We start from the raw sequence: 26,731 nt of genomic DNA on the forward strand, positions 1-26,731 counted from the left end.
GCGCGTCGAGGGCCGCTCACCCGCCGCCAGGACATTCCGGGGCATCCGGTTCATTCGACCTGATGTCGAAAAGGCGTAGTGTGAGGTTGTTTCAGCCGCTTCGGGCTCCTCGCTCTCCGTCTGCCGCGCAGCAAGGCCCCGGCCCCTTGCAAGGCCCACGGGCGGAGGCGGGTGTCCCCCGACGACGGGTCTTGCGATGACATCCCTCGCCCAGTCCGGCCTCATGCTGAGTGAGCTTCTGCGGGCCAGTCACACGGCGACGTTCGAGGAACTCCCCGCGCTGTTGCGCGAGCATGCCGGGCGCGCCGGGGTGGGCGGGGCGCGGCTGTTCGTGGCGGACCTGCAGCAGGAAGTGCTCAGGGAGGTGACGGGCCGGGGTGTCGACGCCGGGGCCGGCGGGCTGGAACTGCGGGTGGACGCGACCGTGGCGGGCCGCAGCTTCGTGAACACGCAGGTGCTGTCCTCGACGGGCGACGGTGGCCGTCAGTACTGGCTGCCCCTCCTGGACGGAACCGAGCGGCTCGGCGTCCTGCGCGTGGACACCGATGAGGGCTCCGCCGAAAACGCCCAGGTCATGCGAGGTCTCGCATCCTTGATGGGCATCATGCTCGTCTCCAAACGGACCAACAGCGACTCCTTCGCCCGGCTCACCAGGACCAGTCCGATGTCGGTCTCGGCGGAGATGCAGTGGTCCTTGATGCCGCCGCGGACCTTCTCCAACAACCGGGTCACCATCGCGTGTGCCATGGAGCCGGCGTACGCCACCGCCGGAGACGCCTTCGACTACGCGCTCGCCGGCGGGACCGCCCACATGGCCATCTTCGATGCCATGGGCCATGACACCACCGCCGGGCTGACCGCCAACCTCGCGGTCGCCACCTGCCGCAACCAACGCCGCCAGGGCGCCGGCCCGGCGCAGGCGTGCGACGCCATCGAAGCCGTACTGCTCGAACAGTTCCAGCACAACTGCTATGTCACCGGCATCATGGCCGACCTCGACCTCCGTACCGGCATGTTCACGTGGGTCAACAGTGGCCACATGCCTCCCATCCTCATCAGGGGTGGGCGCTGGGCCGCGACGCTGGATTGCCCGCCCACCCACCCCATGGGAACCGACCTCGGCATTCCCGTCACCGTGTGCCACCGCCAGCTGGAACCGGGCGACCGCGTGGTGCTGTACACCGATGGAGTCACCGAGGCCCGAAGTCGGACCGGCCAGGAGTTCGGCCGCCGGCGATTCGTGGACTTCATCATCCGCCACCAGGCCGACGGCCTGCCGGTCCCCGAAACGCTGCGCCGCCTCGTCCGCGCCGTGCTCGAGCATCACGGCAAGCTCACCGACGACGCGACCGTGCTTCTCTGCGAATGGCATCACCCGTACTCGGCAAGGGCGAGCGAGGCATCCGCTGCGCCGCCCCCGAGGGCGGCCAGGGCCGGGAGCAGCCCGGCGTCCGGGCAGCAACCGGCCCCCGCGCAGCCCGGATCGCCGTAAGGCCTGATCCGATCCGACCTGACCCAGCCCGACCTGACCCGGCCCGGCCCGACCTGACCCGGCCCGACCTGACCTGACCCCGCCCGACCCGGCCCGACCTGACCCGGCCCGGCCCGACCTGACCCGGCCCGGCCCGGCCCGACCTGACCCGGATGCCGGGGTGCCCGGGATCGGACCTCGATCCGAGTCCGCGCCCGATCTGACCTTCCGTCAGATTGGAACGTGTTCTAGTCTGCCCCGCATGGGGAGCGGAAGCACCGGCAGTACCGGAAGCATCGGAATCACCCAGGAGCAGCGCGAGTTGGCGGACTCCGTGCGCCGCCTGCTCGCGAGGTCCGTGCCGCCCGAAGCCGTACGGAAACTGCTCGACGCGCCCGAGGGTGCTTCCTGCGGCCGGCCCGTGTACTGGGACGGGGCGGCGGAGCAGGGCCTCCTCGGGCTGCATCTGCCCGAGGAGTACGGCGGCGGAGGCGGCACGCTCCTCGACCTCGCCGTCGTTCTGGAGGAGACCGGGCGGGCCGCGCTGCCCGGCCCGTACCTGCCGAGCGTGCTCGCCTCGGCCGTGCTGGCCCGCGCCGGGCGCGGCGATCTGGCGGAGCCGCTCGCCGACGGGAGGTGCATCGGGGCCGTCGCCCTCGGGCCCGGTGCACTCACCGCGCGATCGGACGCCCGGGGCGGCGGGTACGCACTCGACGGCACCGCACCGCCCGTGCTCGGCGCCGCGCACGCCGATCTGCTCGTACTCGGCACGGCCGGCGGCTGGTTCGCCGTGGACGCGGCGGACCTCTCGGTACGCGGACACGAGAGCGCCGACCCGACCCGGCCCACGGCCGAGGTCACCGCCCATGGCGTGACCGTGCCACGGGGCCGCGTCCTCGACGTCGACCCCGCCCTCGTACGGGACCTCGCCGCCCTGCTGTTCGCGGCCGAGGCCTGCGGGACCGCCGCGTGGGCGCTGCACACGGCCACCGAACACGCCAAGGTGCGTGAGCAGTTCGGGCGGCCCATCGGGCAGTTCCAGGCGGTCAAGCACCTGTGCGCGGACATGCTCGTACGCGTCGAGCAGGCGCGTGCCCTGACCTGGGACGCGGCACGGGCCGCCGACGACCACCCGCAGGTCCGCGGCCTCACCGCCGCGCTCGCCGCGTCCGTCGCCCTCGACGCCGCGTACAGCTGCGCCAAGGACTGCATCCAGATCCTCGGCGGCATCGGCTTCACCTGGGAGCACGACGCCCATCTCCACCTCCGCCGGGCCGTCGTCGCCCGCCAGCTCCTGGGACCCGGCGACGCGCACCGGACCGCAGCCGTGCGGCTCGCGGCGGCGGGCGCCCGCCGCGAGCTCCGCCTGGAGCTCCCCGCCGAGGCGGAGCCGTACCGGACGGCCGCTCGGGAGGCCGTCGTCCCCGTCCGCGGACTGGACCCGCCCGCCGCCCGCCGTGCCCTCGCTCCCACCGGCTACGCGGCCCCGCACCTCCCGCCCCCGTACGGCCTCGGCGCCGGGCCCCTCCAGCAGCTCGCCGTCCAGCAGGAGTTGCGGGCAGCCGGCGTCAAGGTCGCCGACCTGGGCATCGCGACCTGGGTGGTGCCCTCCCTCATCGCGTACGGCACCAAGGAGCAGCAGGACCGCTTCCTCGGCCCCACCCTGCGCGGCGACCTGCTGTGGTGCCAGCTCTTCTCCGAGCCCGGCGCCGGGTCCGACCTCGCCTCCCTGCGCACGAAGGCGGAACGCACCGCGGACGGCTGGCGGATCACCGGGCAGAAGGTGTGGACGAGCGCCGCCCAGTGGGCCGACCACGGCATCCTCCTCGCCCGCACCGACCCCCAGGCCCCGAAACACCAGGGCCTCACCTACTTCATCGTCGACATGAGGACCACGGACGGCATCGACGTCCGGCCGCTGAAGGAGATCACCGGCGAGTCCCTCTTCAACGAGGTGTACTTCGACGGGGCGCTGCTGCCCGCCGATGCCGTCGTCGGCGAGGTGAACGACGGCTGGCGGGTGGCCCGCAACACCCTCGGCAACGAACGCGTCCACATGGCCGACCAGCTGACCTTCGACACCGGACTGGAGGAACTGATCGCGCAGGCACCCCGCCTCGACGACGCGTACCGGGCCCGGATCGGTGCGCTCGCCGCCGAGGCGCACGCCCTCGCCTGCATCGGACTGCGGACGACCCTGCAGCAGGTCGACGGCATGGAACCGGGTCCCGGCGCGTCCGTGCGCAAGCTCGTCCAGACCCCGCACCAGCAGAGGGTCGCCGAACTGACCGTCGAACTCCTCGGCCCGGCGGGCGCCGTCCGCGAGGGCGCGGGCGAACGGGCCGTGCACGGACTGCTGATGTCCCGCTGTCTGACCATCGCGGGCGGCACCACCCAGGTCCAGCTCAACGTCGTCGCCGAGCGCATCCTCGGCCTGCCGCGAGACTGAAGGAGCCCCGAAGACATGAAGAGCTACATCGTCGGTGTCGGCATGACGAAGTTCGAGAAGCCCGAATCGAGGGACTGGCAGTACTGGGACATGGCCAAGGAGGCGGGATCGGCGGCCCTGGCCGACGCGGGCATCCCGTACGAGCGCGTCCAGCAGGTCCCCGTCGGCTACTGCTTCCAGGCGTCGACGGCCGGACAGCGCGCCGCGTACGAACTCGGCCTCACCGGGGTCCCCGTCTACAACGTCAACAACAACTGCGCGACCGGCTCGACGGCGCTGATGACGGCCCGGCAGTTCGTCCAGGGCGGGATCAGCGACTGCGTGCTCGCGCTCGGCTTCGAGAAGATGAAGAAGGGCGCGCTGGGCGGGGGAGCCGACGGAGGAGACTTCACGACCTCGCCCGTGGCCCGGCACTACGGGATCATGGCCGCGGCCCACGGCTTCGAGATGACCCCGCCCACCGCCCAGATCTTCGGCAACGCGGCGCGCGAGCACATGGATCGCCACGGCACGACGCCGCGCCAGCTCGCCGCCGTCGCCGCCAAGAACCACCGGCACTCGGCGAACAATCCGAACGCCCAGTTCCAGGACATCTACGACATCGACGAGATCCTCGCCGCCAAGCCGATCCACCAGCCGCTGACGAGGCTCCAGTGCTCGCCGACCTCCGACGGGGCGGCGGCGGCCGTCGTCGTCTCCGAGCGGTTCGTCGTCGAGCACGGACTGCACGACAAGGCCGTCGAGATCGCCGGACAGGCCATGACCACCGACACCGCCGACTCCTTCGCCTCCGGCTTCTGCATCGACGTCGTCGGCAGGCCCATGTCACGGGCCGCGGCCCGGCAGGCGTACGAGGCGTCCGGCCTCGGCATCGAGGACATCGACGTCATCGAGCTCCACGACTGCTTCTCCGTCAACGAGCTGCTGACCTACGAGGCGCTCGGGATGTGCGCGGACGGCGAGTCGGGCAAGCTCGTCGAGTCCGGGGCGACGACGTACGGGGGCCGGTGGGTGGTCAACCCGTCCGGCGGGCTGATCTCCAAGGGGCATCCGCTGGGCGCGACCGGCCTGGCCCAGGCCGCCGAGCTGACCTGGCAGCTGCGCGGCGAGGCGGGGACCCGGCAGGTGCCGGGCGCCCGGACCGGTCTTGCGCACAACATCGGGCTGGGCGGGGCGGCCGTCGTCACCGTGCTGCGAAAGTCCTAGGAGCTCCCGGTCCCGCTGAAGGTCCTAGGACCCCCGGTCCCGCCGTCCGTAGGTCGAAATCCTGATGTACGGAACGACAGGCGCCTGCGACGATGACGGTCATGACCTATGCCCCCTCCGGCACGGCAGACACCCGGATCTCGGCCCCGGACCGCGCCGCCCAGCGCATGTGGGCCGTCGTACTGGCCGCCTGCGCGGGGCAGTTCCTCGTCGTCCTCGACGTGTCCGTGGTCAACACGGCCCTGCCGTCGATGCGGGCCGACCTGGGGCTGAGCGCCGTCGGACTGCAGTGGGTGGTCAACGCGTACTCGATCGCCTTCGCCGGATTCATGCTCCTCGGCGGGCGCGCAGGGGATCTGTTCGGGCGTAAGCGGATGTTCCTGGTGGGGCTCGGGCTCTTCACCGCCGCGTCGCTCGCCGGCGGGCTCGCGCAGGAAGGCTGGCACCTGCTCGCCGCGCGGGCCGGGCAGGGCCTCGGCGCCGCGGTGCTCGCCCCGTCGACGCTGACGCTGCTCACCTCGGCCGTACCGGAGGGCCCGGCCCGAGCGCGCGCCATCGCCACCTGGACCGCGGTCGGCGCGGGCGGCGGCGCGGCGGGCGGGCTCGTCGGCGGGGTGCTGACCGACGCCTTCTCCTGGCGCTGGACCCTGCTGATCAACGTGCCCGTCGGCGCGCTCGTGATCGCCCTCGGCGCCTGGTGGCTCGCGGAGAGCCGCGCGGGGGGTGGGGGTACCTCCCACGCCGGAGGCCGTGGGGGACGGCGCCGGCTCGACCTGCCGGGCGCGGTGCTCGTGACGGCGGGCCTCGCGACCCTCGCGTACGGCATCGCCCAGACGGAGAAGGAGGGCTGGACCGCCCCCGCGACCCTTGTCCCCCTGGTCGCCGGGCTCGCGCTGCTCGGCGCCTTCGTCGCGGTCGAGGCGCGGGCGAACACACCGCTGATGCCGCTGAAACTGTTCCGGATGCGCTCGGTGTCGGCGGCGAACGCGGCGATGTTCAGCTGTGGCGCCGCGATGTTCAGCATGTGGTTCTTCATGACGCTGTACGCGCAGAACGTCCTCCACTACAGCCCGCTGGCCGCCGGGCTCGCCCTGATGCCCAGCTCGCTCGCGGTGGTCCTCGGCTCCAAGCTCGCCCCGCGGCTGATGCCGGTCCTCGGTGCCCGCAATGTCGCCGTGCTCGGGGTGCTCGTCTCCGCTGCGGGCTTCGGCTGGCAGTCCACGATGGACGCGCACGGCTCGTACGTGACCACGATCATGCTGCCCGGCATCGTGATGATGGCGGGCGCCGGCTTCGCGGGCACCCCGCTCGCCGCGCTCGCCACCTCGGGTGCCGCGCCGGGCGACGCGGGCCTGGTGTCCGGGCTGATCAACACCTCCCGGGTGATGGGCGGTGCCCTCGGGCTCGCCGTCCTGTCGACGGTCGCGGCGGCGAGGACGGGCGGGGCGACGGATCCGGAGGCCCTGACGGCCGGGTATGCGCTGGCGTTCAGGACGGGGACGGGGATCCTGCTGGGCGGGGTGGTGCTGATGCTGCTCTGGCTGCCGAGGGACCGTGGCGCACGGGGCGCACGATCAAGCCCGTCCGGAGCTTGAGGACGGGCACCCGGGCTGATCGCGCGGTGCGGGACGCAGCCCCTCAGAGCCAGCCCTGGCGGCGGGCAGCGCGGACCGCCTCCATGCGGTTGCGCGTGCCGGTCTTGCCGATCGCCGCCGACAGATAGTTGCGTACCGTCGACTCCGACAGGTGCACCTTCGCCGCGATGTCCGCCACCGTCGCCCCGTCCACCGCCGCGTTGAGCACATCCCGCTCCCGCGGCGTCAGCGGACTCGGCCCGGCGCTCAGCGCCGCCGCCGCGAGCGCCGGGTCGATGACCGTCTCGCCGCGCAGCACGGCCCGGATCGACTTCGCCAGTTCCTCCACCGGCCCGTCCTTGACGAGGAAGCCCACCGCTCCGGCCTCCATCGCCCGCCGCAGATAGCCCGGCCGGCCGAACGTCGTCAGGATCAGCACCCGGCAGTCCGGCACCTCGTCCCGCAGCTCCGCTGCGGCGTCCAGCCCGCTGAGTCCGGGCAGTTCGATGTCCAGCAGCGCCACGTCGGGCCGCGAGGTCAGGGCGGCGGCGGTGACCTCGTCCCCGCGCCCGACCTGTGCGACGACCTCGATGTCCTCCTCCATACCGAGGAGCAGGGCGAGGGCGCCGCGCATCATGCCCTGGTCCTCGGCGAGGAGAACTCTGATCATTGTGCTCGCTCCCACTCCGCCGTCGCCGGCGCAATCGCCGCGCTCTCCACCGGGAGTTCCGCGGTCACCCGGAACCCGCCGCGTGCCGCCGGGCCCGACTCCAGAGTGCCGCCTGCCGCGGCGACACGCTCGGCCAGGCCCTTCAGCCCACTGCCGGGTGCGCCCGTGCCCGTACCCACGCCCTCGACGCCACCGCCACCGCCACCCCGGCCGTCGTCCGTGACCACCAGGCGGGCCCGCTCCGGCGCGCCGCTGACCTCGATCTCGCAGCGCGACGCCCCGGCGTGCCGGACGACATTGGTGACCGACTCGCGCACCACCCAGCTCAGCAGCGCCTCGGTCTGCGGCTCCAGGGGCGCCCCGGACCGCCGCACGACCGGCTCGACGCCCGCCGCCGACAGGACGTCACGGGCCCGGTCCAGCTCCGTGGCCAGGCTGCCCTCCCGGTAGCCGGTGACGGCCTCCCGTATCTCGGTGAGGGCCTGGCGGCCGACCGCCTCGATGTCGGCGACCTGGGCGAGTGCCGCGTCCAGGTCATGGGGCGCGAGGCGGCGCGCGGCCTCGGACTTGACGACGACCACCGAGAGGGTGTGGCCGAGCAGGTCGTGCAGATCGCGGGAGAAGCGCAGCCGCTCCTTCTCGACGGCGGCGCGGGCCAGCTCCTCGCGCGTGGCCCGCAGCTCCTTGACCGTCTCGGAGAGCGCGAGGATCGCCGCCGTGATCATGCCGGAGACGAAGGTGCCGTACGCGATCGAGATCCCGCCCCAGCTGTCGTGGTAGGTGCCGACAGCGCCGCCGGCCACGGCCAGGGGCAGCACCACGAAGGCGAGGGTCCGCCCCCGCAGGACCGCCCCGCAGGCGAGGCTGAGCAGCGGGAAGAACATCAGCCACCCGCCGCCGTAGCCGATCGCCAGCCCGAAGGTGATCAGCCCCATCACGACCAGCGCGGCCCGCGTGGCGGCGCTCTCCCGGCTGCGCCGGTCGAAGGCCCGGAACACCACCGCGATGTACAGGGAGTTGAAGACGAGCAGGCCGAGGCCGCCGATCCAGGGGTTCGGGGTCTTGCCCTGCACGAGGTGGGACACCGCCCCCATGCCCATGAGCAGCCAGGGGAGCAGACTCCAGCCCCCGGGCGGTCCCGGCTGCTGCTCGTACGGCTTCTTCTTCTCCATCGCCCCGTCCCCTCCTCAAGCCGTCCGTGCGGACCGACGGTACGAGACCACCGCGTACGAACCGAAGAGCAGGGACCAGACCGCGAGCACGGCCACGGCGGCGAGCCCGGGGGCGCTGCCGTCCGTCATGGCCCGTCCCAGCTCGGCGAAGCGGTTGGCGGGCGTGTAGGCGGACAGGCTGCGCAGCCAGCCGGGGAACAGCTCGACCGGGAACCAGAGCCCGCCGACGACCGTGAGCCCGAGGTTGCAGGCGACGTTGACGACGCCCGTGGCCTGGGCGGAGAGCCGGTAGCCGTTGCCGATGCCGAGCAGCGTGAAGGGGAGCGCGCCCAGCCAGAGCGTGAACGTCACCGCAGCCCACTGCCAGGCGGCCATGCGTACGCCGTTGACGAGACCGCCCGCCGCGAGCACCGCGGCGATGGAGGGCAGGACGATCACCGAGCCGGTGAGGGCCCGCCCGGTGACCACCTGGCGCGGGCTCATCGGGGTGATCCGCAACTGCCGCAGCCAGCCGATCGACTTGTCCTCGGCGACGCCGGTCCCGGTGGACAGGGCGGCGCCCAGCGCGCCGTACGCCGCCATGCCGACCATGGAGGCGGTCCTCCACTCGTGGTCGTCGGTGCCGAGGTTGGTGAAGAGCAGATACATCAGCACCGGCATCCCGATGCCGAAGACCACGAACCCGGTGTCGCGCAGGGTGCGCCGGACTTCCAGCCGCACGTAGTCGGTGATCACCGGACGGTCTCCAGTTCGTCGTGGGCGGTGGTGCCGGTCAGGGCGAGGAAGGCGTCGTCGAGCGACACCGGGGCGACTTCGAGGCCACGTACGGCATCGAGCCCGGCGAGGGCGACGACCGTCGCGTCCGAGTCCTCCGTACGCAGCCGGGCACGGTCGCCGCGCACCTCGACCGACACGACGCCCGGCAGCAGGTGCAGCCCCTCCGTGGAGCGGCCCGCGAGGTCGAAGGAGACGAGATTCCCGCCGACCGCGCGCCTGAGTTCGTCGCCGGTGCCGTCGGCGACGATCCGGCCGTGGTCGATGACGACGATCCGGTCGGCGTGGGCGTCGGCCTCCTCCAGGTAGTGCGTGGAGAACAGCACGGTGTTGCCGCGGCCCGCGTAGGAGCGCATGGCGGCCCAGAAGGCGTGGCGGGCCTCGACGTCGAGCGCGGCGGTCGGCTCGTCGAGGACGATCAGCTCGGGCGCACCCGCGAGAGCGACGGCGAAGCGGACGCGCTGGGCCTGGCCGCCGGAGAGCCGGTCGACGCGGCGGTCGGCGAGCTCGGTGAGCCCGGCGAGTTCCAGCGCCTCGGCGACGGGCATCGGGTCCGGATAGGTGCGGGCGACGAAGCCGACCAGCTCGCGGACGGTGACCCGGGGGACCTGCCGGCCCTCCTGGAGCATCGCGCCGACACGGCCGGCGCGCACCGCGGCGGACGGGGCCTGGCCGAAGAGGCGGACCTCGCCCGCGTCGTCCAGACCGAGGAGGAGGCCGATGGCGGTGGACTTGCCCGCCCCGTTGCGTCCGAGGAGCGCGACGGTCTCGCCGCGCCGGATGTCGAGGTCGACGCCCGCCACGGCCCGTACCTGACCGAAGGACCTGGCCGCCCCGGCGAAGTGGACTGCTGTCTGCGTCATGACCACGACGCTACGGAGCGGACGGGTGGCCGCGGCAGATGCGCGCGTCCTTGTCCGGCGATGACAAATGTCCTGGGTGAGCCCGCCGACACGGTGATCTGACGTTGCGTCAGGAGCCTTCACAAGTCATGGGGGGTGCGTTATACATAGGGGCCAACCGGCCTAGAACGCGTTCTAGAACGGACGCGGGGGCGGCCGGTCCCGAACGGCCTCGGTGCGGCCGACGGTGCGGACAGCCGCACCGAGGTCTTCCACTTCTCGACCGTCGTAGGAGCAGCAGCCTCATGCCCATCGATGCCGCCAAGGCGATCGCCGCAGTGCCACGCAGCGCCGAGATCACCTGGGACCACAAGGACATCCAGCTCTACCACCTCGGCATCGGCGCGGGTTCGTTCCAAGGCAAGCACCGCCCCGCGACCGACCCCGACGAGCTGCGCTACACCCTGGAGTCCCGGCTGCACGTCCTGCCCAGCTTCGCCACCGTCGCGGGCGCGGGCATGGGCGTCGTCGGCGGCCTCTCCGCCCCTGGGATCGACGTCGACCTCGCCGCGGTCCTGCACGGAGGCCAGACGATCACGCTCCACCGCCCGATCCCCGTCAGAGGACGGGCCATCAGCACGTCACGCGTCGCCGCCGTCCACGACAAGGGCAAGGCCGCGATCCTCGTGCTCCGCTCCGAGGCCGCCGACGAGGACGGGCCGCTGTGGACGGGCGACGCCCAGATCTTCGTACGCGGCGAGGGCGGCTTCGGCGGCGACCGCGGGCCGTCGGCGCGCGTGGAGCAGCCGGGCCGCGAGCCCGACAAGGTCGTCGAGCGGGCCGTCCGCGAGGACCAGGCGCTCCTCTACCGGCTCTCCGGCGACTGGAACCCACTGCACGCCGACCCGGAGTTCGCCAAGCTCGCCGGCTTCGAGAAGCCGATCCTGCACGGCCTGTGCTCGTACGGCATCACGCTCAAAGCAGTCGTCGACACGCTCCTCGACGGGGACGTCACGCGCGTCCGCTCGTACAGCACCCGCTTCTCGGGGGTGGTCTTCCCGGGGGAGACCCTGCGCATCCGGATGTGGGCCGGGGAAGGCCGCATCCAGGCATCGGTGACGGCCGTCGAGAGGGACGACGCCCCGGTGCTCGCCGACACCATCGTCGAAATCGCCTGACTTTCCGACCTCCTGACCTCCTGACCTCCTGAAGGGAGCCGCACCATGCGCGCAGCCGTGCTGCACGAGATCGGCCAGGACAAGCTCGACGTCCTCGACGACGTCGAGGCGGTGGGCTTCGGCCCCGGCAAGGTGAAGATCCGTGTCAGGGCGACCGGGCTGTGCCACTCGGACGTCTCCGCGATGAGCGGGGTGCTGCCGCAGCCCGCCCCCTTCGTCCCGGGCCACGAGGGCGCGGGCGAGATCATCGACATCGGTGACGGCGTCGGCGGCCTCCAGCAGGGCGACCGGGTGCTGATGTGCTGGCTGCCCGCGTGCGGCACCTGTCCGGCCTGCAAGCGCGGCCAGTCCCAGCTCTGTCTGGCCGGCTTCATGAACGCAGGGACCCCCAACTTCAAGCGCCCCGGCGGTGACGTCTTCGGCTTCGCCGGTACGGGGACGTTCACGGAGGAGGTCGTGGTCGACGCGGGCTGCGCCGTGCCGATACCGGACGACGTGCCGTACGAGATCGCCGCACTCATCGGCTGCGGAGTGACGACGGGGCTCGGCGCGGCCATCAACACCGCGAAGGTTGCGGCCGGTTCGTCGGTCGCCGTCATCGGCTGCGGCGGCGTCGGCATCTCGGCGATCCAGGGCGCCCGGGTGCAGGGAGCGGCCCAGATCGTCGCCGTCGACCCGGTGGCCTCACGGCGCGAGGCGGCGCTGCGCTTCGGTGCCACCGAGGCCGTCTCGCCGGACGGACTCGCCGACGCCAAGCAGCGGATCACCGCAGGCGAGGGCTTCGACTACGTCTTCGAGGTCGTCGGCAGGTCGGCGACGGCCAGGACGGCGTACGACACGACCCGGCGCGGCGGCACGCTGTGCATCGTCGGGGCGGGCGCGATGGACGACTTCCTGCAGCTCAACATGTTCGAGCTGTTCTTCGACGAGAAGCGGATCCTGCCGTCGATGTACGGCGGCGGGGACGTGCTCCGCTCGTACGAACGGGCCATCGCGCTCTGGCGGGCGGGCCGGATCGACCTGGAGTCGCTCATCACGCACCGGGTGCAGCTCGCGGAGATCAACGAGGCGCTGACCCAGATGCGTACGGGCGAGGCGCTGCGTACCTGCATCGAGATCTGAGGGGGACCCGCTCGTATGTCACTCCCACTTGAGGGACTGTCCGCGATCGTCACGGGCGCGGGGCGGGGGCTCGGCCGGGCCGAGGCGCTGGAACTCGCCCGGCTCGGCGCGAGCGTCGTCGTCAACGACTACGGCCAGGCCGGCCGGGACGGGTCCGGCGAGGCGTCGGCCGCGCCCGCGGAGGCGGTTGCGGCCGAGATCCGCGAGGCGGGCGGCCGGGCGGTGGCGCACCTGGGCGACGTCTCGGACTTCGAGTCGGCCCGCGGTCTCGTGGACCTGGCGATCGGCACGTACGGCAAGCTCGACATCCTGGTCAACAACGCGGGGATCCTGCGCGACCGGATGGTCTTCTCGATGAGCGAGGCCGAGTGGGACTCGGTGATCCGCGTCCACCTCAAGGGCCACTTCAACACGACCCACTTCGCGTCGGTCCACTGGCGGGAACGCTCCAAGGCGGCGGGCGGACGTCCCGTGTACGGCCGCGTCGTCAACACCTCCTCGGAGGCGTTCCTGGCGGGCTCCGCGGGCCAGCCGAACTACGCGGCGGCGAAGGGCGGCATCGTCGGCCTCACGACGTCGACGGCGGCGGCCCTCGCGAAGTACGGCGTCACGGCCAACGCCATCTGCCCGCGCGCCCGCACGCGTATGACGGAGGACGTCTTCGCCGGCTTCGCCGAACCGGCGGACGGCCAACTCGACCCGCTCGCCCCGGAGCACGTCGCCCCCCTGGTGGGCTACCTGGCGTCGCCGGCGGCGGCGGGGGTCAGCGGGCAGCTGCTCGTCGTGCACGGAGGGATGGTGGCAGTCGTCGAACGGCCCCGGGTGGCCGCGAAGTTCGACTCGGCGAAGGACACCTTCTCCTACGAGGAGCTCGACGGCCTCCTCTCCCCGTACTACGCGTCCCGCCCACCGAACGAGACCTTCGCGTCGACGGAGGTTCTGGGGCTGAGGCGGGGCTAGGACCCGCGCGTACGGCGCGCTCTCGTCGTGGGCTCCGCCCCCGGTCCCCCGGGCCTTGCCCGGTACCGGCGACGGGCGGGGTGTCCGTCCTCAAGCGCAGGACGCTGGACGGGCCCTGAATCCCCGCGCCCGCCAGGGCGTAGGGGCCGGGGTCCAGGGCGGAGCCCCGGGAACTCGACCGCGCCGGAATGCGAGGAGCGGGGGTTCGGGGGCGGAGCCCCCGCACGCAGGGTCCGGGGCGGAGCCCCGGTTCGGGAAGGGGCGATCTGCGGCTCCGGCGCGGGCAGGCGGCAGGCGCCCCCGCCCCCGGGTCCGGGGAACGGGGACGCCCCGCTCGGCCCCGACTACTGCGCCGCGCCCGGGCGGCGGTGGCGGCCGTGGGACGGAGACGTCGCTTCCTCCCTCGACGCCGCACCGCCCCGGTGTTTTCCAGAGCCGCCGCCTGCGGCCTGAGCCGCGCCCGCCCCCTGCGGACGCGCCTCGGTCGTGTCGGTTCGGGCTTCAGACATGTGGGAAGTTCACCCCGTAGAGATCGCTGATTTCAGGTCGCAAGGGAGCCGGTCACGTCACCGTCGGCATCCGGACGGTGCGCCTGCGTAGTCCCCGGCCGAAGAGTCTAACCAGGTGTCACGCGCCGGAAGATCGGCGCCTGCTGCAACGGCACGGGCTTGCACACAGAAGGATCCCCGCCGCCGTCGCACGGTTCCCCACCTGCGGATTCCGCTTGTGCCGATTCGGTGATCACGGTGACCGGGTCGGGGAGAAACGCTTCCTCAGGGAGCTCCACCCGGGCCACCCCGCACGGCACCGCCCCCGTCGCGTACGGCAGCCGCAGTACGCCCTCCCGCGTCCACAGTCCCGCTCCCGTCAACCACCCCTCCGGAGCGGCGAGTTGGTGCAGTCGCCGCCCCGAAGGCCGCCACACTCCCACCCAACTGCCCGCCGCCGCGTCGATTCGCAGCGCCACCGAGCAGCTCTCCGGCGTCAGCATCTGCCCCGGCTGGATCGCGAACGGCGTCATCGCGGCGTCGGCAAGCCGCAGGCACTCCGGAAACCGCACCGGCCGCAGGCTCCCCAGGACTCCCCACCCCAGCCGGTCGTGGCCCGGCGCGTCCGAGCGGATCAGCAGCAGACCGCTCTCGGCGTCCGCGAGCAGCAGACGGTCGTTGCTGTCCTCCGTGATCTGCAGCAGCGGCGTCACCTCGCCGCCCCGCTCCAGGTCGACCGCGATGGCCTTGGTGATCCCGTCCGTCTCCCGGTCCAGGGCGAGCATCCGGCCCGTACGGTCCAGCCACACCCCGCCCGAGCAGTGGCCCGGTACCTCCGCGACCCGCTCGGGCCCGAACGCCCCGCCCGCGACGAGCCACAGCGCCGTCGAACGCTCGCCGGGCACCAGCGCGTACACGCAGGTGCCGTTCGGAGACGGCGGAAGCAGGGTCATCGTCGTCGACTCGACCGCGCCGAGGGGCAGTTCGCCCGTGCCCGGACCGGTCGGATAGAGCAGCGAGCACGCCTGCAGTCCCGCCACCCGCCGCCGGATCAGCACCCGTCCGTCGGCCATCGGCACCACCTCGGCGTCCGGCTCCTCCGGCTGGTCCAGCGGAAGCGGAACGGCGTACGGCTCGGGCCCGTCGAGCGTCCACCGCTCGGCGAAGCGCGCGTCGCCCGTACCCGCGAGACGTGCCGCGTAGCAGCCGTCCGCGCTGATCGTGAACCCGTCACCGGCGCCGTCGCCCGGTGCAGCACCCGTACCCGTACCCTCAGCCGCGCCCACACGCCGTACAGCTCCGTCGTCCCCGGCCGCGGTCTCCTCGATGGCACACGCTGTCATCGGCTGGTCACCTCCGGCTACCGAAGGTAGTTTTCGCACTTCCAGCCGAACAATGCGAGACAGCGCACTTCACACATAAGGGTGGCCGTGCACCGATTCGCCTGAGAACGAGGGGGTGGCTGTGCTCCACGAGGGCTCCGTTAAGGTAAGGCACGCCTTATCACCCCTTGCTCGACCCGCACCATCAGGAGCACCTATGTCGCTACGCCGCCGTGGCACCGCCGCAGCAGCGGTCGCCCTCGCCGCCGCCCTCTCCCTCACCGCCTGCGGCGCCGACAAGGCCGCGGACAAGGCCACGTCCGACGACGGCGGCAAGAAGTCCGTCGCCCAGGGCGGCAAGGACTTCGGCGACGCCGCGCAGAAGACGGCGGCCATGGGCACCGACGCCAAGCCCGGCCAGTTCCCGCGCACCATCACCCATGCCATGGGCGCGACCGAGCTCAAGGCCGCCCCCAAGCGCGTCGTCGTCCTCGACGTCGGTGAGCTCGACAACGTTGCCTCGCTCGGTGTGCAGCCCGTCGGCTACGCCCCCTCCGAGGGCGACGACGGCATCCCCTCGTACCTGAAGAAGGAGGCCGGGAGCCCCAAGAACGTCGGCACGATCAACAACCTCAACCTCGAGGCGATCGCCCAGCTCAAGCCCGACCTCATCCTCGGCAGCCAGCTGCGCGCCGCCGACAAGTACAAGGAGCTCTCGCAGATCGCTCCGACGGTCTTCTCCATCCGCCCCGGCTTCACCTGGAAGGAGAACTACCGCCTCAACGCCGCCGCCCTCGACAAGTCCGCCGAGGCGAGCGCGAAGCTCGCCGCGTACGAGAAGAAGGCCGAGCAGCTCGGCACCGACCTCGGCGCCGACAAGCCGATCGTCTCCATGGTCCGCTACATGCCGGACAAGATCCGCCTCTACGCCAAGGCCTCCTTCATCGGCACGATCCTCGACGACGCCGGAGTGCCGCGGCCCACGAACCAGCAGATCAACGACCTGGCCACCGAGGTCAGCGCGGAGCGGATCGACGAGGCCGACGCCGACTGGATCTTCACCGGCGTCTACGGCGACCCGGCGAAGACCAAGCGCGACACCGCCCGGTCCAACCCGCTGTGGAAGAACCTGAAGGCGGTCAAGGCCGGGCAGGCCAAGGACGTACCCGACGAGACCTGGTACCTCGGCCTCGGCGTCACCGCCGCGGACAAGGTTCTCGACGACCTGCGCGGTTACCTGGTCAAGTGAGCCCCTGCCCCGGTGCCCGCCGTCGGCACCGGGGCTGCCGCGCTCCTGGAACGAAGGCCACCACAGCCGTCGATCGAGCACCCCGCACGGCGATCGGCCACCTCCGCGAGAGCGGCGCCGGTTCAGCCGCAAAGAGCAGCCAGGTAGCCTTTCCTCCGTGCCCCGTCTGTCTGAAGTGATCGCCGCGCTCGACGCCCTCTGGCCCCCCGAGCGGGCCGAGGAGTGGGACGCCGTCGGCACGGTCTGCGGAGACCCCGACGCCGACGTCACGCGCGTCCTCTTCGCCGTCGACCCCGTCCAGGAGATCGCCGACGAGGCGATCGCGCTCGGCGCCGGCCTGATCGTCACGCATCACCCGCTCTATCTGCGCGGGACGACGACGGTCGCCGCCTCCCACTTCAAGGGCCGTGTCGTGCACACCCTCATCAAGCACGACATCGCCCTGCACGTCGCGCACACCAACGCCGACACCGCCGACCCCGGCGTCTCCGACGCACTCGCCGGCGCCCTCGATCTGCGCGTCACCGGCCCCCTCGTGCCCGAGACCGGGCTCGGCCGCATCTGCGCGCTCGACCACCCGCTCACCCTGCGCGAATTCGCCGCACGCGCAGCCCAGCGCCTCCCCGCCACCGCACAGGGCATCCGGGTCGCCGGCGACCTCGACGCGACCGTCCGTCGCGTCGCCGTCAGCGGCGGCTCCGGCGACAGCCTCTTCGACGTCGTACGCGCCTCCGGCGTGGACGCGTTCCTCACCGCCGACCTGCGCCACCACCCGGTGTCCGAGGCGACGCAGCACTCGTCCGTCGGGCTGGTCGACGCCGCCCACTGGGCCACCGAATGGCCCTGGTGCGAGCAGGCCGCCGCCCAGCTCGACGAGATTTCCGACCGCCACGGCTGGGGCCTGCGGGTCCACGTCTCGAAGACGGTCACCGACCCCTGGTCCTCCCACCACACCTCTGGAGCCCCCAACTGAACGCCGCGCCCGCCGACCAGATCAGACTCCTCGACGTCCAGGCCCTCGACGTACGACTGTCGCAGCTCGCGCACAGGCGCAAGTCGCTGCCGGAGCACGCCGAGATCGAGTCGCTGACCAAGGACCTCACGCAGCTGCGCGACCTGCTCGTCGCCGCGCAGACGGAGGAGAGCGACTGCGCCCGCGAGCAGACCAAGGCCGAGCAGGACGTCGACCAGGTGCGCCAGCGCTCCACCCGTGACCAGCAGCGCCTCGACTCGGGCGCGGTCACGTCCCCCAAGGACCTGGAGAACCTCCAGAAGGAGATCGCCTCGCTCGCCAAGCGGCAGGGCGACCTCGAGGACGTCGTCCTGGAGGTCATGGAGCGCCGTGAGTCCGCGCAGGAACGCGTCGCCGAGCTGACCGGCCGCGTCGCCTCCGTCCAGGCGAAGGCCGACGACGCGACGGCCCGCCGGGACGCCGCGTTCGAGGAGCTCGACGCCGAGTCCGCGAGCGTCGCCAAGGAGCGCGAGGTCGTCGCCGGCACCATCCCCGCGGATCTGCTCAAGCTGTACGAGAAGCTGCGCGAGCAGCAGGGCGGCGTGGGCGCGGCACGCCTGTACCAGCGCCGCTGCGAGGGCTGCCACATCGAGCTCAACATCACCGAGCTGAACGAGGTGCGGGCGGCCGCGGCGGACACGGTCGTACGGTGCGAGAACTGCCGCCGCATCCTGGTCCGTACGTCGGAGTCGGGCCTGTAATGCCCGTGCCTGTCATCCAGGAGCTGATCGTCGAGGCCGACGGCGGCTCCCGGGGCAACCCCGGCCCGGCCGGCTACGGCGCGGTCGTGCTCGACCCGGCGACGGGGGAGACGCTCGCCGAGCGGGCCGAGTACATCGGCGTCGCGACGAACAACGTCGCCGAGTACCGCGGTCTGGTGGCCGGCCTCGAGGCGGCGAAGGAACTCGCTCCGGACGCCTCGATCCGCGTCCGCATGGACTCCAAGCTCGTCGTCGAGCAGATGTCGGGCCGCTGGAAGATCAAGCACCCCGACATGAAGCCGCTCGCGGCCGAGGCGGCGCGGATCTTCCCGCAGGGCCAGGTCCGCTACGAGTGGATCCCGCGCGAGAAGAACAAGCAGGCGGACCGGCTCGCCAACGAGGCGATGGACGCGGGCAAGCGGGGCAAGCAGTGGGAGCCTTCAGCCTCCCGGGCGGCCCTCGCGGAGGACACCCGTGCGGCGCGGGTCGTGGGTGACGCGGCGGCGGGCGCGGCGAAGGCGCGGGCCGCGCTCGCGGGTACCGGCGCCGCGACCGGTCGTGCCCCGGCCGGGGCCACGGCGCTCGCCGGGACGATTCCGGCTTCGGCCCCGGCCGCCCCGGCGGTCGGCTGGGCGGCTCCCGCCGATCTGGGAGCACCTGCGACGTTCGTCCTGCTGCGGCACGGCGAGACGGCGCTGACGCCCGAGAAGCGATTCTCCGGGAGCGGGGGCAGCGACCCGGAGCTCTCCGCGGCCGGTGAACGGCAGGCGGAAGCGGTCGCGACGGCGCTGGCCGCGCGCGGCACGATCCAGGAGATCGTCTCCTCGCCGCTGCGCCGCTGCCGCCAGACGGCCGCGGTCGTGGGCAAGCGCCTCGGGCTCGACGTGGAGATCGACGACGGCCTGCGCGAGACGGACTTCGGCGCGTGGGAGGGCCTGACGTTCTCGGAGGTTCGCGAGCGGTACGGGGACGACCTCGACGCCTGGCTCGCCTCCCCGAAGGCGGCGCCCACGGGCGGCGAGGCCTTCGCATCGGTCGCCCGGCGCGTCGCGGCGACCCGCGACCGTCTGACGTCGGAGTACCGGGGCCGCACGGTCCTCCTGGTCACCCATGTCACCCCGATCAAGACCCTGGTCCGGCTGGCCCTGGGAGCCCCGCCGGAAGCGCTGTTCCGCATGGAGCTCTCGGCGGCGTCCCTGTCGGCGGTGGCGTACTACGCGGACGGCAACGCGTCCCTGCGCCTCCTGAACGACACGTCGCACTTGCGCTGAGGCGGGGGCGCGGCGTCTGCCGCCCCGGGGCGCGTGTCCGGGGAGGCACCCCACCTTCCAGGCGAGGCTCTGGGGGAGCCACGGCTGCCCACAAACCATGGGTCACCCGTCCGGACTTCACGGACGCGGCGAAGACCCGCGTCGGCGACGGCCGGCTGTTGTTCCGGGAGGCGGGGGCCGCCCCGTCGCCATGGCAGGGGTGTCACCGGTGGTCGCGGGGCAGGCCCGGGTCGCGCCCGTCCACACCCCGCCCGAGCTCCGCGGCCGCGGCCACGCGGGCGCCGCCAGCGTCGCCGCGACCCGCCTCGCCCAGCGCTCGGGCGCGAGCGAGGTGCTGCTCTTCACGGATCCGGCCGACCCCACGCGCAACGCGCTCCACCAGCGCCTGGGGTACCGCCCGGTGACGGACCACCTGGAGCTGGTCGTCACCTGACCGTTCCCCGGAGCCCCGCGCTCAATTCAGCGCGGCCGCCTCGCGCGCGAGCGACTCGACCCGCGCCCAGTCCCGCGCCGCGAGCGCGTCGGGCGGCAGCATCCATGTACCGCCCACGCAGCCGACGTTCGGCAACGCGAGGTACGAAGGAGCGGTCTTGAGCGAGATCCCGCCGGTCGGGCAGAAGCGCGCCTGGGGGAGCGGTCCGGCGAGGGACTTGAGGTACGGGGTGCCGCCCGCCGCCTCCGCGGGGAAGAACTTCATCTCGCCCACCCCGCGCTCCAGCAGGGCGACGACCTCCGACGTGGTCGAGACGCCGGGCAGGAACGGCAGTCCGGACGACGCCATGGCGTCCAGCAGCGCGTCGGTCCAGCCGGGGCTCACCAGGAACCGCGCTCCGGCGGCCACCGCGTCCGCCACGCCCCGCGGCGAGATGACGGTGCCCGCGCCGACCACGGCGTCGGGCACCTCGTCGGCGATCGCACGGATCGCGTCGAGCGCGCCCGGCGTGCGCAGGGTCACCTCGATGGCGGGCAGCCCGCCCGCGACCAGGGCACGGGCGAGCGGTACGGCATCGGTGGCGTCGTAAATGACGACGACGGGGACGACGGGGGCGAGATCGAGCACGGAGGTCATGCGGCCATCGTGCCCAACCGCACCGCTCCCTGCAACGCACGTTGCGCCCTGCGCAACGATTCTAGTGAATCTCGTCCACCAGGACGTCCAGCGACCAGGCCTTGCCCGCCTTGCCCGGCGCCTCCACCTCCACGGTGTGGCCGAGGTCCCGCAGGGCCTCCACCAGCTCGCCCGGCCCCTTCGGCGCGGCCCCCGCCTCCAGCAGGCTGCGGACGATCCGCCCCTTGGTCGCCTTGTTGAAGTGGCTGACGACCTTCCGGGTGGGGGCGTGCAGCACCCGCACCGTCGCCGTACGGCCGGCGATCTCGCCCTTCGGCCGCCACGTCGCCGCGTACGCCGACGACCGCAGGTCCAGGACGAGCCCGTCCCCGGCGGCCTCGGGCAGCACGGAGGCCATCGGTGCCCGCCAGTGCGTGCTCAGCGCCCCGAGCCCGGGCAGCTTCACTCCCGTCGAGCAGCGGTACGACGGAATCCGGTCGTCCACCCGGACCGCGCCCCACAGCCCGGAGAAGACCAGCAGCGAACGCCGGGCCCGCTTGCGGGCTGCCGCGTCGAGCGTGGCGAGTCCGAGTGCGTCGTACAGAACGCCGGTGTAGATCTCCCCGGCCGGCCGCGCCCCGGCCGTCCGCAGCTGTGCGTTCTTCGCGATCTCGCCGCGCAGCCCCTCGCTCAGCCCGAGCACCTCGCGGGCCTTCTCCTCGTCCCCCCGGCAGAGCTCGACCAACTCGTCGAGCACCGCGCCTCGCGCCCCGGCCAGCCCGGGCAACGACAGCGACTCCGGCTTGAGCGGCGCCCCGCGGCCGGAAGCGGCCTTGCCCTCCGACGGCGGCAACAGCACGAGCACGGCGGTTCTCCTCTACGTCCGTACGTGAAGGGGGTGCGGCCCCCGCGCCAGCGTAGTCGGCCCCCACGCCCTCGCTCGCGCCTCGGCGGCCCCGCCTGTCGTGCTCCTGCCTCCGCTCGCGTCCCGGCGGCCCCGCCTGTCGTGCTCCTGCCTCCGCTCGCGTCCCGGCGGCCCCGCCTGTCGTGCTCCTGCCTCCGCTCGCGCCCCGGCGGCCCCGCCCGTCGTGCTCCCGCCTCCGCTCGCGCCTCGGCGGCCCCGCCTGTCGTGCCCCGCCTCCGGCACGCGGACACGGCAGGGACGGGGACGGGGCGGCGGCCCTCTCCACAGGCCGTGGTGGGGCGCCGCGGGCGTAGTGGCGCAGGGTGAGGGCTCGCCGCGCGGTGGCAGCCCCCTTCGCAAGCCGTGGTGCACGGGGCGGCGGGCCGGTACCCGGCCGTGCGCGGATGCGCGGGCTGCCTTCGCGCCTTCGCGCCTTCGCGCCTTCGCGCGCGTAGCGGCGCGCGGGGAGGTCCCCGGGCGCCCCGGGCAGGGCGGGGGTGTTCGGTGGCCCTCTCCACAAGCCGTGGTGCACAGGAGCGCCGGGTGCGGAGGCAGCCGGCGTAGCCGCGCACGGCGGGGTACGGGGCCGCCGCATGGCGAGCCCGCGCGCGCCCCGGGCAGGGGCGGGGGAGTGCGGGCTGCAGCCCCCGCATCGTCCGGTCGCCACGCCGCCCCGCCCGCCATACGCTCGGTCCATGCCCCGCCGTCAGATGCATGTGATCTGCGCAGCCGAGGCTCCCTTGAGGGCCGCCCTGCGCGCGCTGCGCACCACGCTCGACGTGCCGGACGACTTCCCGGGCGAGGTTCTGGCGGAGGCGGAGCAGGCGGCGCGCGAGCCGCGTCTTCCCGAGCGGGACGCGACGGACATCCCGTTCTTCACGATCGACCCGCCGGCCTCCAACGACCTGGACCAGGCGATGCATCTGGAGCGCCGCGCGGGCGGCGGCTTCCGCGTGCACTACGCCATCGCCGACGTCGCGGCGTTCGTACGGCCCGGCGGCTCACTCGATGCCGAGGCGCACCGGCGGGCGCTGACGCTCTACTTCCCGGACGAGAGGGTCCCGCTGCACCCCGAGTCCCTCTCCGAGGGCGCCGCGAGCCTCCTGCCGGGCCGCCCGCGCCCGGCGCTGCTCTGGACGATCGACCTGGACGCGGACGGCAGGACGGTCACCACGGACGTCCGGCGCGCCGTCGTGCGCAGCCGCACGAGACTCGACTACGCGGGCGCGCAGCGGCAGATCGACAGCGGCACCGCCGAGGAACCGCTCGCGCTGCTCAAGGACATCGGGCTGCTGAGGGAGCGGCTGGAGATCGAGCGGGGCGGGATCTCCCTCAACGTGCCCGAGCAGGAGATCGTCGAGCAGGACCACACGTACGTGCTCCGGTTCCGCGCACCGCTCCCCGCGGACGGCTGGAACGCCCAGATCTCCCTCCTCACCGGCATGGCCGCGGCCCACCTCATGGCCACGGCCGGCACCGGCATCCTCCGGACGCTGCCCACCGCCCCCGACGGCGCCGTCGCCCGGCTGCGCCGCACGGCGAAGGCCCTGCACATCGACTGGCCGCACCACGTCTCGTACGCGGAGGTCGTCCGCTCCCTCGACCCCTCGAACCACCGCCACGCCGCCTTCCTGCAGGAGTGCACGACGCTCCTGCGCGGCGCGGGCTACACGCCGTTCAGCGGCGGCCGGCTCCCCGTCCCGGCCGTCCACGCCGCGGTCGCCGACGAGTACACCCACTGCACCGCCCCGCTGCGCCGCCTCGTCGACCGGTACGCGGGCGAGCTGTGCCTGTCCGCCGTCGCCGGCGAGGAGCCGCCCGCGTGGGTGCGCGACGACCTCGAGGCGCTGCCGAAGGAGATGGCCGTAGGCGCGCGGCGTGCCCACACCGTCGAGCGCGAGTGCGTGGACATCGTCGAGGCGGCCCTGCTGAGCTGCCGGATCGGCGAGCTCTTCGACGCCTTCGTGATCGAAGTGAAGGACCACGAACCGGACGTCGGCACCGTCCAGTTGCAGGATCCGGCGATCGTCGCCCCGATCGAGGGCGGCGGTGCCGAACTCCCGCTCGGGGAGGCGCTGGGGGTGCGGCTCATGCAGGCTGACCCGGGGGCGGCGAAAGTGCGGTTCGCGCCTGCGTGAGGGCGCGCAGGAGGGCCCGGGAGTCGTCCGCGTGCAGGCGTACGGTCCGAACCCGGCGCTCCCGCCCCAGCAGCCCCACCGTGGTCACGGGCTCGGTCAGCTCCAGGGTGAGGGAGGTCTGCGAGCCGACGGCCAGATTGAGGACGCCGTCCTCCTTCTTCTCGTGCGTGAAGCGCAGCTCGTACGAGACGGAGGCGATCCGGTCGAGCGGTATGCGCACGTCGACATGGGCGGCCTGGCGCAGCCGGAGCGTGTCCGCGGTCAGGGTGTGCGGGCGGGTGACCGAGGCCGCGTGCAGCCCGATGACGAAGAAGACGGTGTAGACGTCGAGGACGAGGACGATCGCGTGCACCACGGGCCAGCCGCTCAGCAGGTACGACATGCCGACGGTCTCGACCACACACACGAAGGCGAAGCCGTAGAGGATGGTGGCCTGGTCGCGGGCGTGCCCGAAGGACTGGTGGCCGGGGCCGACACCGTCGCGGCGCCGCGCCACCCACAGGACGACGCTCCACATGAGCCGCAACTCGTGCCCGGTGAGCCGGAGCACCGGCTCGGGCACCAGCTCGCCCACGGCTTCGCGGGTGCTGAGGCCCCGCCTGCGCAGCTGCACGAAGACGGCGGCCCCGGCCAGCAGCAGGAGCAGCGTGGCCGCCTCGGCGGCGGCCAGGACGGGGCCGGGCAGGCGTACGCCGGCCAACAGACAGACCGCGAGGACGAGTTCGGCGGGCAGCGCGGCGTACGCCACCGCCCTGAGCACCCGCTTCACCGGGCACGCTCCACGACGAGGCGCAGCGCGCGGCGTACGGCCTCGGCCTGGGCGGGGGAGAAGTCGGCGTAGAAGGCGTCGAGGAATCCGCCCTCCGGCACACTGCCGGCATCGGCGAGCTGCGCCGCGATCTCGTCGGGCAGCAGGCCGGCCAGCGCCTGGGCCGCGTCCGCCACCCGCGGGTCGTCGGTCTTCGCCTCTGCGAGCGCGTCGAGCTTCCCGTAGACCTCGTACGCGCGCTCCACGCCGCCCGGCGCCTCGGTCATCCGCCGCATCGCGCCGAGCAACTGGTCCCGCTCCTCGTCGGACGCGACGGTGTCCAGGAGCGCGAGCAGTTCGCGGTCCTTGGCGGCCATGGCGGACTCGGGCCGCCCGGCGGTGGCCTCGGCCATGGTCCCGAACAGCGCCGTCAGCTCCTGCGACACGGGCCCCTCGGCAGTCAGCCGCCCGCCCCGGGCCTGCACCAGCAGCTCCCCGAGCCGCCGGCGCCGCTCGCCCAGCTGCTCCTGCTGCCGTGCGAGGTCCTGGTCCAGCTCCTCCAGCACCTCCACGATCTCCCGCCCCGCGTCGTCGGCGAGCACGTCCCGCACCTCGTCGAGCCCGAGCCCCAGCTCGGTCAGCCGCCGGATCCGCGCGAGCAGCACGGCGTCCCGTACCGAGTAGTCCCGGTAGCCGTTGGCCTGCCGGACGGGCTCGGGCAGCAGCCCGAGATGGTGATAGTGCCTCACGGCCCGCGCGGTCACCCCTACCAGCGCGGCGATCTCTCCGATTCGCATGGCCCCAGTAGAAACCCTGACGCTGCGGCAAGGTCAAGCGCGGTGATGCCGGCGGTGGAAGCGCCCCGGCTTTCATGATCGTGTGCCACGATCGAGGGAAGTACTCCCCAATGTCAAGGACGGCCGGTGCAGCGACGTCCCAGTCCGGCGAGCGACCGAGGAAGGAGCGCGACATGAGTGCCGTGCTGCATGAACCGCTCACGCAGGCGGATGTCCTGCTGGAGGGCTTCCTGGCGCTGGACACGCCGGAGGGCTTCCGCGCGGAGCTGATCGAGGGGGAGATCGTTGTGACACCGCCGCCTGACGGGGACCACGAGGACTACATCAACCAGATCGTGAACAAGTGATCAGACGATCACGCACCGAGATGGACTTCTCCGGGAACAAGGGCCTGAAGCTCAGGGGCGCGCCCGACTCGTCGCGAGATCATGTCATCCCCGACATCACCTTCGCGGCAGCGGACCTGTCGCTGTTCCGCGGCGCGGACTCGTGGATGCCGTCCGACGGAGTGGCCATCGTCGTCGAGGTGACTTCCACCCGGGCGCACATCGACCGCGAGACCGAGCGCCGCTGCTACGCGCGCGGAGACATCTCCCTCTATTTACTCATCGACTATTTGCTCATCGACCGCAGCGCGTCGTCCCTCACCCTCTTCAGCGAGCCCGAAGGCGGCGACTACCTGCAGCGGCGCACGATCCACTTCGGCAAGGTCCTGCCCCTTCCCGAGCCGTTCGCCTTCGACCTGGACACCGCCGCCTTCGGCTGAGGGACGGCGGCCCGTGGCCTCCGGATCGCCGGGTAGCATGGTCATCACGGCAGACGAGCCGGGCGGACGGCCGCGACGGGATCGACGATCCCGCCGAGGAACGTCCGGGCTCCACAGGGCAGGGTGGTGGGTAACGCCCACCCGGGGTGACCCGCGGGACAGTGCCACAGAAAACAGACCGCCGGGGACCTCGGTCCCCGGTAAGGGTGAAACGGTGGTGTAAGAGACCACCAGCGCCTGAGGTGACTCAGGCGGCTCGGTAAACCCCACCCGGAGCAAGGTCAAGAGGAGGCGTCTTCGGACGGCTCTGCGCGGACGATCGAGGGCTGCCCGCCCGAGTCCGCGGGTAGACCGCACGAGGCCGGTGGCAACACCGGTCCTAGATGGATGGCCGTCGCCCCGACGACCGCGAGGTCCCGGGGCACAGAACCCGGCGTACAGCCCGACTCGTCTGCCGCCACCTGCGGCTTTGCCTCGGAAAGGGCCTCTGACCTGCGTCGGAGGCCCTTTCCGATCTCTCGGGGGCTTGCCGCGTCAGGCAGCGAAAAGTCCCTCGGAAGTCCCTCGGACAGCGCTGAAAGTCCCTGAAAAGTCCCAGGAGCAGAGGGGCGGGGGACGCCTCGGAAGGCCATGGCGCCCCCTGTTGTCGGACTCCCGGCGGCTGGGAACAGAATCGGGTCGTCGGCAAATCCGATTCCGGTGACATCGTCCGCGGCACCCACGGCTCCGACTACGCCCCTGCGCCGATCATCAGGGCACCGGTCAGCCGGCTGGCCTGGTGGCGGGCTCCTTCGCCGGTTCCGGCTCGGGGAGTTCCTTGCGCTCGATCTTCTTCATCGAGTGGGCCATCACGGAGGACGACCTCGCGG

Annotated in this window: 22 protein-coding genes, 1 other RNA gene and 1 pseudogene; 15 read left to right on the plus strand and 9 right to left on the minus strand. The window is 72.8% G+C overall.

The genetic code is table 11. From position 1 onward, the window contains the following. The first annotated feature begins 223 nt into the window (after positions 1 to 223). The 4 genes from ACWCP0_RS18080 (at position 224) to ACWCP0_RS18095 (ending at position 6,721) form a co-directional block, all read left to right on the plus strand. Positions 224 to 1,492: a PP2C family protein-serine/threonine phosphatase gene (locus tag ACWCP0_RS18080; protein ID WP_451079773.1), complete on the plus strand. Its 1,269-nt coding sequence runs from the start codon at positions 224 to 226 to the stop codon at positions 1,490 to 1,492. Between the two features lie 241 nt (positions 1,493 to 1,733). After that, positions 1,734 to 3,920, plus strand: coding sequence for an acyl-CoA dehydrogenase (locus tag ACWCP0_RS18085; RefSeq protein WP_451079774.1), 2,187 nt, complete (start codon positions 1,734 to 1,736; stop codon positions 3,918 to 3,920). Between the two features lie 15 nt (positions 3,921 to 3,935). Continuing rightward, on the plus strand, positions 3,936 to 5,126 hold the full coding sequence (locus ACWCP0_RS18090) for a lipid-transfer protein (RefSeq protein ID WP_451079775.1): 1,191 nt from the start codon (positions 3,936 to 3,938) through the stop codon (positions 5,124 to 5,126). A gap of 92 nt (positions 5,127 to 5,218) precedes the next feature. Beyond that, complete coding sequence (locus tag ACWCP0_RS18095; protein ID WP_451079776.1) at positions 5,219 to 6,721, plus strand: MFS transporter; 1,503 nt, start codon at positions 5,219 to 5,221, stop codon at positions 6,719 to 6,721. 43 nt (positions 6,722 to 6,764) lie between these two features. Here ACWCP0_RS18095 and ACWCP0_RS18100 read toward each other — a convergent pair whose 3' ends face one another. The 4 genes from ACWCP0_RS18100 to ACWCP0_RS18115 are packed head-to-tail and all read right to left on the minus strand — an operon-like array spanning position 6,765 to position 10,179. Continuing rightward, positions 6,765 to 7,370 (minus strand): response regulator, encoded by a 606-nt coding sequence (locus tag ACWCP0_RS18100; protein ID WP_451079777.1) that lies wholly within the window; start codon positions 7,368 to 7,370, stop codon positions 6,765 to 6,767. Further along, positions 7,367 to 8,542: a sensor histidine kinase gene (locus tag ACWCP0_RS18105; protein ID WP_451079778.1), complete on the minus strand. Its 1,176-nt coding sequence runs from the start codon at positions 8,540 to 8,542 to the stop codon at positions 7,367 to 7,369. Before ACWCP0_RS18105 ends, ACWCP0_RS18100 begins: the two co-directional genes overlap by 4 nt. Before the next feature lie 15 nt (positions 8,543 to 8,557). Next, positions 8,558 to 9,274, minus strand: coding sequence for an ABC transporter permease (locus ACWCP0_RS18110; RefSeq protein ID WP_451079857.1), 717 nt, complete (start codon positions 9,272 to 9,274; stop codon positions 8,558 to 8,560). Beyond that, on the minus strand, positions 9,274 to 10,179 hold the full coding sequence (locus ACWCP0_RS18115; RefSeq protein WP_451079779.1) for an ABC transporter ATP-binding protein: 906 nt from the start codon (positions 10,177 to 10,179) through the stop codon (positions 9,274 to 9,276). The genes ACWCP0_RS18110 and ACWCP0_RS18115 overlap by 1 nt, the downstream gene beginning before the upstream one ends. 284 nt (positions 10,180 to 10,463) lie before the next feature. Here ACWCP0_RS18115 and ACWCP0_RS18120 point away from each other — a divergent pair, with 284 nt between their 5' ends. From ACWCP0_RS18120 to ACWCP0_RS18130, 3 genes are read left to right on the plus strand one after another with little or no spacing between them, the layout of a single operon-like run. Then, entirely contained in the window at positions 10,464 to 11,336 is an 873-nt protein-coding gene (locus ACWCP0_RS18120) for a MaoC/PaaZ C-terminal domain-containing protein (protein ID WP_451079780.1), read from the plus strand. Between the two features lie 45 nt (positions 11,337 to 11,381). Next, complete coding sequence (locus ACWCP0_RS18125) at positions 11,382 to 12,458, plus strand: Zn-dependent alcohol dehydrogenase (RefSeq protein ID WP_451079781.1); 1,077 nt, start codon at positions 11,382 to 11,384, stop codon at positions 12,456 to 12,458. Between the two features lie 15 nt (positions 12,459 to 12,473). Continuing rightward, on the plus strand, positions 12,474 to 13,418 hold the full coding sequence (locus ACWCP0_RS18130; protein ID WP_451079782.1) for a 3-oxoacyl-ACP reductase: 945 nt from the start codon (positions 12,474 to 12,476) through the stop codon (positions 13,416 to 13,418). Between the two features lie 616 nt (positions 13,419 to 14,034). Here the strand turns inward: ACWCP0_RS18130 and ACWCP0_RS18135 are convergent. Then, the gene (locus ACWCP0_RS18135; protein ID WP_451079783.1) at positions 14,035 to 15,249 is read right to left on the minus strand and encodes a hypothetical protein; all 1,215 of its coding nucleotides are present in this window, start codon (positions 15,247 to 15,249) and stop codon (positions 14,035 to 14,037) included. Positions 15,250 to 15,445: 196 nt separating this feature from the next. Here ACWCP0_RS18135 and ACWCP0_RS18140 point away from each other — a divergent pair, with 196 nt between their 5' ends. The 5 genes from ACWCP0_RS18140 (at position 15,446) to ACWCP0_RS18160 (ending at position 19,894) form a co-directional block, all read left to right on the plus strand. After that, positions 15,446 to 16,477 carry an ABC transporter substrate-binding protein gene (locus ACWCP0_RS18140; RefSeq protein WP_451079784.1) on the plus strand — a complete coding sequence of 344 codons (1,032 nt, stop codon included), beginning with the start codon at positions 15,446 to 15,448 and terminating at the stop codon, positions 16,475 to 16,477. A gap of 157 nt (positions 16,478 to 16,634) precedes the next feature. Next, positions 16,635 to 17,450, plus strand: coding sequence for a Nif3-like dinuclear metal center hexameric protein (locus ACWCP0_RS18145; RefSeq protein WP_451079785.1), 816 nt, complete (start codon positions 16,635 to 16,637; stop codon positions 17,448 to 17,450). Further along, on the plus strand, positions 17,447 to 18,190 hold the full coding sequence (locus ACWCP0_RS18150; protein WP_451079858.1) for a zinc ribbon domain-containing protein: 744 nt from the start codon (positions 17,447 to 17,449) through the stop codon (positions 18,188 to 18,190). The genes ACWCP0_RS18145 and ACWCP0_RS18150 overlap by 4 nt, the downstream gene beginning before the upstream one ends. Next, on the plus strand, positions 18,190 to 19,461 hold the full coding sequence (locus tag ACWCP0_RS18155) for a bifunctional RNase H/acid phosphatase (protein ID WP_451079786.1): 1,272 nt from the start codon (positions 18,190 to 18,192) through the stop codon (positions 19,459 to 19,461). Before ACWCP0_RS18150 ends, ACWCP0_RS18155 begins: the two co-directional genes overlap by 1 nt. A gap of 97 nt (positions 19,462 to 19,558) precedes the next feature. Then, a complete protein-coding gene (locus tag ACWCP0_RS18160) occupies positions 19,559 to 19,894 on the plus strand; it encodes a GNAT family N-acetyltransferase (protein ID WP_451079787.1) in 336 nt (111 codons plus the stop codon). 21 nt (positions 19,895 to 19,915) lie between these two features. Here ACWCP0_RS18160 and eda read toward each other — a convergent pair whose 3' ends face one another. Further along, positions 19,916 to 20,530: a bifunctional 4-hydroxy-2-oxoglutarate aldolase/2-dehydro-3-deoxy-phosphogluconate aldolase gene (gene eda / locus ACWCP0_RS18165; protein WP_451079788.1), complete on the minus strand. Its 615-nt coding sequence runs from the start codon at positions 20,528 to 20,530 to the stop codon at positions 19,916 to 19,918. 61 nt (positions 20,531 to 20,591) lie between these two features. Then, on the minus strand, positions 20,592 to 21,374 hold the full coding sequence (gene yaaA / locus ACWCP0_RS18170; RefSeq protein WP_451079789.1) for a peroxide stress protein YaaA: 783 nt from the start codon (positions 21,372 to 21,374) through the stop codon (positions 20,592 to 20,594). 734 nt (positions 21,375 to 22,108) lie between these two features. Here yaaA and ACWCP0_RS18175 point away from each other — a divergent pair. Then, a complete protein-coding gene (locus tag ACWCP0_RS18175) occupies positions 22,109 to 23,551 on the plus strand; it encodes an RNB domain-containing ribonuclease (protein WP_451079790.1) in 1,443 nt (480 codons plus the stop codon). Here the strand turns inward: ACWCP0_RS18175 and ACWCP0_RS18180 are convergent. Together ACWCP0_RS18180 and ACWCP0_RS18185 are read right to left on the minus strand one after the other, a co-directional pair. Next, entirely contained in the window at positions 23,502 to 24,320 is an 819-nt protein-coding gene (locus ACWCP0_RS18180) for a hypothetical protein (protein WP_451079791.1), read from the minus strand. The two genes, ACWCP0_RS18175 and ACWCP0_RS18180, sit on opposite strands and share 50 nt — an antisense overlap. Further along, entirely contained in the window at positions 24,317 to 25,096 is a 780-nt protein-coding gene (locus ACWCP0_RS18185; RefSeq protein WP_451079792.1) for a MerR family transcriptional regulator, read from the minus strand. The genes ACWCP0_RS18180 and ACWCP0_RS18185 overlap by 4 nt, the downstream gene beginning before the upstream one ends. 173 nt (positions 25,097 to 25,269) lie before the next feature. On the opposite strand from ACWCP0_RS18185, the pseudogene ACWCP0_RS18190 reads away from it, so the two are divergent. Both ACWCP0_RS18190 and rnpB read left to right on the plus strand, forming a co-directional pair. Then, positions 25,270 to 25,862, plus strand: a pseudogene (locus tag ACWCP0_RS18190) (Uma2 family endonuclease). A gap of 54 nt (positions 25,863 to 25,916) precedes the next feature. After that, positions 25,917 to 26,316: RNase P RNA component class A (gene rnpB, locus ACWCP0_RS18195), an RNA gene on the plus strand. Positions 26,317 to 26,731 lie beyond the last annotated feature (415 nt).

This window comes from Streptomyces sp. NPDC001970, from assembly GCF_053594115.1.